Here is a 6,000-nt window from a genome sequence, read left to right as displayed (position 1 = left end):
GCGACGCCGAAGCCGCGACAACCTGACGGTCGGTCGCCGCCTCACTGGACGCTTACGCCGCATCACCGGACGCTTACGCGGCCGAGAGGATCGAGCGCGGCTTTCTCGGGACGCTGCTGCGGCTAACGCTGCTGGCGCCAGACATCGTCGAGGCGATGCTGATTGGCCTAGCTCCGCCTGGCCTTGGATTGCCGCGGCTGCTGGAGCCGCTTCCGCTGAGCTGGGTGGAGCAGCGACCCGTAATCACCAATGAATGGAAGGCGTAAGCCAGCTGTTACGACGGCGACCTCTGGTGACCGAACTTGGCCGTAGACGGAACAGCAGCTTTCGGGTGGTCGAAGGGGCCAAGCGGGCGTTACCGACCTCCTCGACAGTGACGTGGACAGCTTTTCGGCGTCGCACAGGCCGTAAATGACGGTGCGGACCACTTCCCCTAAATTTCCGCAAGCATCGTGGCTTCCGCCGCCGCGCAGCTTCGTCTGGTTAGAAGAGAGCCATTTGCTTGACTAGGTCCAGGCGCAGAACACCCACGAGCAGCCAGATGTCTGGATACCTGGAGTGGGTGCCCATTGCGAACACCATTCCCTTGGCTGGATAGCGCTCGTTGAAGACCTTGCCCATCTCCACAAGAGCCTTCTCCGCTCCCATTTTCCGCTCCCAGTTGTAGAACATGGCAGCGGTTTCCCAGTCGTCGCAAGTGGCCTTGTGGGTCTTCCCGTCTTCGGTCTCGTAATCAAACTTGAAGGCGTAAGGACAAGGTGCCAGAGCGGCGAGTTCTGCGTCCAAGAAGGAGAGTTGCTGCGCCGCTCGCTCGTAAGCCTGCTTCTCCTGCTCGAGCTCCTTCGCCGTCTTCCGCTTCCAAAAGAACCGCGATTTGGTAGGACGGATAAGGGCGAGGCTCTGGCTACGCGATGCTGCTACTTCGGTTGACGGGACGATGATGCGGTCCAGAAACTGAGCGCGTTCGCGCTCTGGCATGTTGCCGCAGCACTTGATGGTGTCTTCCTGAACCCTGCGACTCTCCGCACGACGGTCCTCGCCTCCTGGCTTGATCCAGTCGTATTCAATCCAGTCCCAACGCCCGAACTGGTCTTTTAGGCGGCGAAAGTGGATTGGGTACTGGCGCCGCCACTCGCGGTCTTGGGTCACGCCCGCGCAGCAGACTGTTTCGCCGTGCTTCTTCGCCGCGTGCGGCAGAGCTTTGACAAGGACCAACACCCTCTCGCGGCCACTCTTCTCAAGTGTGCTCGATTGCAGGAGCTTTTCGGACTGCGGGGTTGCTGGACGCACTGGCGACTCTCAGATGCCTGATCGGCACCGGTACCCTAGCAGAAATTGCATCGGCCACGATACTGCGGTGGCAGCCTGAATGGTCGTGCTCGAAGCACATCAGGCAGGTGCCGCCACCGATGGCCAAGCGGGCCGCTACCGCTAAGTCAGCCTGCGCCTTCGGCGTTTTCATGTGAGCGCCGAAGATTCGACGGAAACGTGGCATGTCTCCGCTTCGGGCAGCGTCCCTGCCCGGCTTGGGGTCACCGAGCCCACGTAAATGGACATACTCGATTCCGGCTTCAGCCAAGGCGGCGGAGAGCGCGGTCTTCGAAAAGCCGCGACGGCGTGAGAGGGGGAGCTCGCGGACATCCATCAGACGCTTGATGCCTGTGTCCTGAAGAGTGGCGATGAAGTCGTCGAGGGTCACACCCTCATAGCCGATTGTCGCCAGGAAGCCCGGCTGCCGTTTGCTCATGCAGGGGTCATGAAGCTGTGACTCCGGGGTGTCAACGACTTCGACCATGGATGCTACTTGAAGACGGGCTGCCAACGTCTGCTTGCTAGAGGCTAAAGGGAGACGTTGTGTCCGCGATGGACGCATAGCCGCCAATTTTAGTTATCATGCAGCAATGTCGGGTGGGCCATCAACACTGGGTACACAGTGACGGGCACGAAGGCCGCCTTTGGGCCAGGCTGATCGCCAGTTAGCCTCGGGAGCCTGAAGGCGGCGTGGCCGCAGCGGCCAGCATCACGGTCCGGGTGCCGCTCGCTGTTCGGTGCCGGCCGGGGCGGAGGACGCTCGTGACGCCGGTGCGGGACGGCGTTCCCGCGGTTGTCACGCGCGCTGATCCGGCGCTCGTGAAAGCGCTGGCGCGGGCGTTCCGGTACCAGCGACTGCTGGACGAGGGGAGGTATGCCTTGATCAGCGAGATGGCCGCAGAGGAGCGGATAGAGCGGGGTTATCTGGGCAGCCTGCTGCGGCTGACCCTGCTGGCGCCGGACATCGTCGAGGCGGTCCTGGATGGGCGAATGCCTCGCCGCTTGGGCCTGCCGCAGCTGCTAGAGCCGATCCCGATGAAATGGGCGATGCAGCGCGCGGCGCTTTCGAACGCAGAATGTCGGCTTTCGAGTAGCCAGCAGAACACCGGTAGACCGGCATAGCAGGGCGAAGGGGCAGCCCGAGAGAGGCGCTGCCCCTGCTGCAGGTGCAGGCGATCCAGCCTCGAGAGATTGAGCGTCAGCCCAACCCCTGCTGCGGCAGGATCAGGAACTTCTCCCCCGTAGCCCGCCGACAATAGGCTCGCATGATCTCCGGCTGCAGCGCCTCGGCCAGGGAGACATCGGCGGTGTAGTGGCTGGCGAAGGTGGTCTTCAGCTCGGCGGCGACGCGGGCGCGCAGCCGTGCCTCCGCTGCCGCACCCAGCTTCTTCAATGCGGGCATCAAAAGCCAACCGCCCAGCCCCCAGGCGAAGCCGATCGGCCCGCGCTCGAAGGTGGTGGGCCCAGTGTCCAGCCGGCCATAGAGGTAGACCTGCTTGTGCCGGTCCGAGCCGTAGTGGTTGTAGCCGTTGGCAGTCTGCCGTGCTGCCGCCTCCATCGCAGCCAGGATCTGTCCGGCCAGCGGCCCGCCGCCCACGGCGTCGAAGCCCAGGGTGGCGCCGGTTTCTACGAGGACCGCGGTCAGCGCCGCGGTGAAATCCGACGCGCTGCTGTCCACGATGTGGCGGGCGCCCTGGCCGCGCAGCAGCGCTGCCTGCTGTGAGCTGCGCACGATGTTCACCAGGCCGATGCCGTCCGCCAGGCAGATGCGGTTCAACATCTGACCGAGGTTGGAGGCCGCGGCGGTGTGTACGAGGGCCGTGTGACCCTCCTGGCGCATGGTCTGGACGAAGCCCAGCGCCGTCATAGGATTGACGTACCAGGAGGCGCCCTCACGCGGCGTCGTCCCCGCGAGCAGCACCAGGCAGTCCGCCGCCTTGGCGCGGCGGTACTGCGCCCACATCGCCCCGCCGAACACCGCGACTTGTTGCCCAAGCAGATGCACGACCTCGGCACCGGCGCGCACCACGGTGCCTGCGCCTTCATTGCCTACGGGCAGCGAAGCATCGAGCCGGGCGGCGATGGCCGGCAGCGCCGCCGCCGGCACCAGCGCGCGCACCACCGGCCGTGCCGCCGTCCCGGCGAACTCGGCCGTATCGAGCGCCGCGGGGCCGAGCAAGACGCCGATATCGGAGGGATTGATTGGCGTCGCCTCGACCCGGACGATGATCTCGTCGGCTGCCGGTTCCGGCACCGCCGCCTCCTGCAGGGAGAGCTCCAGCACGCCCTCCCCGCTGATGCTCGAGCGCAGCTCCAGCCCGTGCAGTCCGTTGCCGTCCATGTCACCTCCCCCGTGATGCGCAGATGGTCCCGCCCGCTGCGGCCGGGCTTTCAGTAGGTGCCGGTCTTCACCGGCTGCGGCGCGGGCGCTGTCGTCGCCTCGCCCGTCAGCATCGCCCTCATGCCCGCGCCGTTCGTGCGCCACCAGTTGTACAGAATCCGCACATCCCACCCGATGCAGAAGTGCTTCACCCCCATCTCCAGGTACGGCTTCGCGCCCGAGAGGTCCGCCAGTTCCACGCGCGGGTGCTTGCCCAGCCTCAGCGCTGTTTCGATCGTCTTGCGCTCAGCCTTTACCACGTCCGGATGCGATCGCTGCCCAGTCAGTCCCAGGCTCATCGAGTAGTCGGATGACCCGAACTGGACCATGTCGATGCCGGGGACCGACAGGATCGCCTCCAGGTCCTCAACACACTCGCGCTTCTCGACCATGATGGCGATCACCACCTCATTCAACGCGTCGACATAAGCCGGCGAGCCGCCCTCCAGCACAGTGCCCACATCGCGCCGCATGCCGACACCGAGCCGCCCGCCGGTGCCGGGGGTTTCGGCGCGCACTGCAGCGACGCACAACTCGGCGTCGGCCGCTGTTCGGATATCAGCGAACAACACGCTCTGGAATCCCGATCCGATCGCCCGCATCGCCTGATGCGCGTACTGCTTCTGCTCAACCTTGATCATCCCGGCAAGGTTCTTCAGCTCGAACGCACGGCCGAGATTGTCGAGGTCATGCATGGTGAACGGCGCGTATTCGGCCGTGAACTCGACATAATCGTAGTTCTCGGCGTCGCCGATCAGTTCCACGAGCGTGGGCCAGCTGGACAAGATGTGCGTGCCGATCGTCGGTTCTCCGGCGTTCAGCTTCTGGCGCAGGCGGTTAGGACGCATGGTATTGTTTCCTCCGGCCAATGGGGCGTTGATCACGAGTGTCGTCCGATCAGGACATGCGCGCAACCTGAGCGGTGCCACCTGCGTCGGCGTCGGGAGCCGATGTGCCGCGCTCGTCACCAGCTTCTCTGAAAACAAAGTCCTACCGAACCGCGCGCTGGGCGGAGAAACTCGAGCGGGGCTACCTGGGCAGCCTGCTGCGATTGCCTCTGCTGGCGCCCGACCTGGCCGAGCTGATCCTAAATGGTCCGAAGGCAGATCGCGTCGCGCTTCTCGCGCTGCTGCAGCCGGCGCCTCTGGTTTGGGCACATCAGCAAGAAGACCTGATGTCCGGCAACCCGGTCCAGCGCGCCAAACTCGAGATCGCCTGCCAAGCCCAAGATTGCGATGGAGCGTCCAGTTCTACCGCTTCGAGAGCCAGCGCTTGGCAATGCGGCAGGCGACCGTGAAGGCGGGGTTGAAGACATTGCCGACGTCGTAGCGGACGACCTGTCCCATCAGGTGGCTGGCGGCGCGGGCGTCCAAGCCGAAGTCCTCACCGAGCCAGCGCGACATCTCTGTCGTGGCGTGCTGCAGTGCATGGTCTAGCGGCCTGGCATTGCCGACAGTGAAGATGTCATCGGCAGTCTCACCGCGCGGCCAGGTGATCGTCCGCTTTAGGACGCGGAAGGTCACCTCCATCTCGAAGGATGTCTCGATGCCGGTGCCGGTAATTTCCCCATCACCTTGGCAGGCATGCCCGTCGCCGAGATAGAAGAGCGCGCCCGACACCGACACGGGAAACCAGGCTGTCGTGCCGGGTGCAAACAGGCGGTAATCCATGTTGCCGCCGTTCTGGGCGCTGGTCGCGGTGGACAGCGCCTGGCCGAACGCCGGTGCGACCCCGAAGCAGCCGATCATGGGCTGGATTGGCGGCGCGAAATCCTCCAGCCCTTGCACAGTGTCCTGCAACCGTACGGTCCCGGCCTCGCGGTCGATGGTCCAGACGGCGCGCTGCTGCGGTGGCCGGTCAGGGATCGCCGCCGGATCCAGCACGGTCAGAGCGAGCGGCGAGTAGGTCCATCCGGACGCACGGCTCGGGGTCAGCCGATCGATTCGCACGGCGAGCGTGTCCCCGGGCTCGGCCCCCTCGACGAAGAATGGACCGGTCATTGGGTTCGGCCGGCTAGCGACGGCCACCTCCCGCGCATCAAGTCCGGACGCATCAATCGTGTCGGTGACCACCGTGTCGCCATCCGCGACACGTAGGCAGGGTTCGGCTACGCCGATCGCGTTGAAGTATTGTGAGGGATGGAAGCGGTGCGTGGCCATGGGGCTCCCCGGGACATTTCGCTGGCATGGGCCGACCGGTCCGCGCCAAGGCTGGTCCAGGCACGCTAGGAACGAGGTCGCGCCGCGGTCAAGGCGCGACGCGTGTCAGGGCTCTGGCGCCACCATCCGCCTCCGCGTGGAGGGGCTGGC

The 6,000-nt window shown here is 65.2% G+C and carries 6 protein-coding genes; 1 reads left to right on the top strand and 5 read right to left on the bottom strand.

The window, feature by feature from the left end; translation table 11 throughout:
• Positions 1–483: 483 nt before the first annotated feature.
• A complete protein-coding gene (locus tag JMJ56_RS28470; protein WP_202835135.1) occupies positions 484–1,215 on the bottom strand; it encodes a hypothetical protein in 732 nt (243 codons plus the stop codon).
• 22 nt (positions 1,216–1,237) lie between these two features.
• Positions 1,238–1,795, bottom strand: a complete 558-nt coding sequence (locus JMJ56_RS28465) for a DUF488 domain-containing protein (protein ID WP_236038744.1) — start codon at positions 1,793–1,795, stop codon at positions 1,238–1,240.
• 278 nt (positions 1,796–2,073) lie between these two features.
• Between JMJ56_RS28465 and JMJ56_RS28460 the strand changes: the two genes are divergently transcribed.
• Positions 2,074–2,433 carry a hypothetical protein gene (locus JMJ56_RS28460; RefSeq protein ID WP_236038742.1) on the top strand — a complete coding sequence of 120 codons (360 nt, stop codon included), beginning with the start codon at positions 2,074–2,076 and terminating at the stop codon, positions 2,431–2,433.
• 76 nt (positions 2,434–2,509) lie between these two features.
• Here the strand turns inward: JMJ56_RS28460 and JMJ56_RS28455 are convergent, their stop codons facing one another.
• From JMJ56_RS28455 to JMJ56_RS28445, 3 genes are all read right to left on the bottom strand, one after another.
• Positions 2,510–3,652 carry an MDR/zinc-dependent alcohol dehydrogenase-like family protein gene (locus JMJ56_RS28455; RefSeq protein WP_202835132.1) on the bottom strand — a complete coding sequence of 381 codons (1,143 nt, stop codon included), beginning with the start codon at positions 3,650–3,652 and terminating at the stop codon, positions 2,510–2,512.
• Between the two features lie 50 nt (positions 3,653–3,702).
• Positions 3,703–4,539, bottom strand: coding sequence for an HpcH/HpaI aldolase family protein (locus tag JMJ56_RS28450; protein ID WP_202835131.1), 837 nt, complete (start codon positions 4,537–4,539; stop codon positions 3,703–3,705).
• A gap of 402 nt (positions 4,540–4,941) precedes the next feature.
• Positions 4,942–5,850: an acetamidase/formamidase family protein gene (locus JMJ56_RS28445; protein WP_202835130.1), complete on the bottom strand. Its 909-nt coding sequence runs from the start codon at positions 5,848–5,850 to the stop codon at positions 4,942–4,944.
• Positions 5,851–6,000: the final 150 nt, after the last annotated feature.

The organism is Belnapia arida (assembly GCF_016773205.1).
Lineage (GTDB): Bacteria > Pseudomonadota > Alphaproteobacteria > Acetobacterales > Acetobacteraceae > Belnapia > Belnapia arida.
Note: the sequence above shows the minus strand (reverse complement) of the source record. Positions and strands in the feature narration are given on the sequence as shown.